Source organism: Kosmotoga sp., assembly GCF_982836095.1.
On record NZ_CEYIHJ010000209.1, the window covers coordinates 1 to 2,733 of the forward strand.

Genomic DNA, 2,733 nt, shown 5'->3' on the forward strand with positions numbered 1-2,733 from the left:
ACTCAGGCTCTCTTTGACCATTTGAATTTGAAAATTGGGATTGCCGGAACTCATAATGGTAGTTGCAATGATACATGGCGGGTTCTGACAACAAAAAATGCAGAACATTGCTGAATTAAGAGAGCTTGGTATCGAACCTTATCCGTACAGATTTAGCAAAACCCATTCATCTGCAAAGATAAAAGAAGAATACGACTATCTTGAGGCATCGGAAACCAAGGAAGATGCTATTCTTTCCACAGCTGGAAGGGTAGTGGCATTGAGACATCACGGAAAATCGGCGTTCTTTGTTCTAAAAGACGATTCGGGAAGAATACAAGCTTATATCCGAAAAGATTCCGTGGGAGACGAGAATTTTAAACTCTTCAAAAAGCACATAAGCCTTGGAGATTTTGTGGGAATAGAAGGCTTCCCTTTTAGGACGCATACAGGGGAGATGTCGATTTACGTACAAAAATTCGAAATTCTCTCAAAAGCCATCAGAATGCTACCTGAAAAATGGCATGGACTAAAGGATAAGGAAATAATTTACAGACAGCGTTATGTTGAAATGCTGTCCAATGATGAAGCTCTCGAAAGATTCAAAAAGAGATTTGAGCTTCTAAGATTGACAAGAGAATTCCTAAATCAGAGGGGATTTATGGAGGTAGAAACACCGATATTACATTCTGTCACAGGTGGTGCTTCAGCAAGACCTTTTATTACCCACATAAATGTTTTTGATGTGGACATGTACATGCGAATTGCGGAAGAACTTTATCTAAAAAGGTATCTTGTAGGTGGTTTCGAAAGAATCTACGAAATTGGGAAAAATTTTAGAAACGAGGGTATCTCCTACAAGCATCATCCGGAATTCACCATGATGGAAGTTTATCAAGCCTACGCAGATTATGAGGATATGATGGAATTAACAGAAGCCCTTATAAGTTCTGTCGTGGAAAAACTAACCGGTGGGACAGTTATTGAATATCAAGGAAAAGAAATTGACTTCTCCAGACCCTGGCGAAAGGTGAAAATGAGGGATTTTATCAAAGAACGCCTTGGTGTCGATATTCTCGAAGACAGCGACGAAGCACTTCTTCAGGTTTTGGAGAGCCATGACAATATACCAGAGATCAAGGAGCGAGGTCATCTTATTGAAAAGCTATGGGATCTCGTGGAAGATGAACTCGTAGCTCCCACTTTTGTATTAGAACATCCAGTAATTATTTCCCCTCTCGCAAAGAAACACCGAAATGATCCTCGTGTAACTGAACGCTTTGAGTTGGTGATTAATGGTATGGAGTGTGCCAATGCCTTTAGTGAGTTGAATGACCCCGTTGAGCAATATAAGAGGTTCCTTCATCAAGCTGGTTTGAGAGACGCTGGTGATGCAGAAGCACATATGATGGATATGGACTTTGTAAGAGCGCTCGAATATGGAATGCCCCCAACGGGCGGACTGGGCATAGGGATAGATAGAATCCTGATGTTCATAACTGATTCACCAAATATAAGAGATATAATTCCCTTCCCACTTGTAAGGCCTGTGAGTTTTACAGAAGAGGAACTCGCAACCGAACAGGCTTCTGAGAAAAAGGAGGAATGATATGAACCTCTACGACAATATTCAATCAGAGATAAAAAAAGCAATGAAGGAAAAGAACCATGTGAAGCTTAATACGCTTCGTGCAATTGTGGCTTCTGTTAAAAACTATCTTGCCTCTTCAGCGGAGGCCAGAAACAAGGGTATTACAGATGAGCTCGTGCAAAATATTGTTTTGAAGGAAGCCAAAAAACGCGAAGAATCTATTGCAGCGTACAAGAATGCTGGCAGAAATGAACTGGCCGCCTCTGAAGAAGCTGAATTGAACATTTTAAAAGAATTTATGCCTAAGATGTTATCCGAAAACGAAATAAGAGAATTGGCGATAGAAATCATCGACAGCATGGGTGCCGCCAAGCCATCCGATTTAGGCAAAGTCATGAAAGAACTTATGCCACGGGTTAAGGGAAAAGCCGATGGCAAAATTGTCAACCGCATTGTACGAGAACTTCTTGAAAGCAGGTAAAGAAAATGAAAGTTGATGCACTTATTGCTGAAATTGGCAGTACCACAACTGTGCTTTCGGCCTTTGCATCAGATGGCTCAGGAAAATTGAGATTTCTTTCCCAGGGAGAGCATTATACTACTGTAGATACCGGTGATGTGACGCTTGGAATCGAAAGGGCAATTTCCACCCTTAAAAAGCGCTTGAATGTCGATACACTTGATTGGAACATCTTTCTTGCCACAAGCAGCGCTGCTGGGGGACTGAAAATGACAGTCCATGGGCTTGTCTATGACATGACTGTTAAAGCCGCTCGTGAGGCGGCTTTAGGGGCAGGTGCGGTGATAAAGTATGTCTCAGCTGGAAAGTTAAACAGCAAAGATCTAGAACATATTGTAGAGGTAGACCCGCGAATAATCCTCCTTGCTGGCGGCGTGGATTACGGAGAGCGGGAAACTGTGATACACAATGCAAAGCTCCTGGCTACCCTCCCTTTAAACGTGCCCGTGATCTTTGCCGGGAACATCACAGCCACAGAAACAATAACAGAAATATTGACAGAAGCTGGAAAACCCGTGCTCATAGCTGAAAATGTATATCCACGTATAGACCAGTTGAATGTGGAGCCTACTCGTGAAATCATACGAAAAGTTTTCGCGGAAAACATAATAAAGGCACCAGGCATGGAGAGAATTTACTCAGT

3 protein-coding genes are annotated in these 2,733 nt (G+C 42.1%); all 3 read left to right on the forward strand.

What is annotated here, in order from left to right; translation table 11 throughout:
* Positions 1 to 97: 97 nt before the first annotated feature.
* Complete coding sequence (gene lysS, locus AC3LHT_RS10205; RefSeq protein WP_488662814.1) at positions 98 to 1,588, forward strand: lysine--tRNA ligase; 1,491 nt, start codon at positions 98 to 100, stop codon at positions 1,586 to 1,588.
* Between the two features lies 1 nt (position 1,589).
* On the forward strand, positions 1,590 to 2,051 hold the full coding sequence (locus tag AC3LHT_RS10210) for a GatB/YqeY domain-containing protein (RefSeq protein ID WP_290646230.1): 462 nt from the start codon (positions 1,590 to 1,592) through the stop codon (positions 2,049 to 2,051).
* A gap of 5 nt (positions 2,052 to 2,056) precedes the next feature.
* The coding region (locus tag AC3LHT_RS10215; protein WP_488662815.1) for a glutamate mutase L at positions 2,057 to 2,733 on the forward strand (677 nt) is incomplete at its 3' end.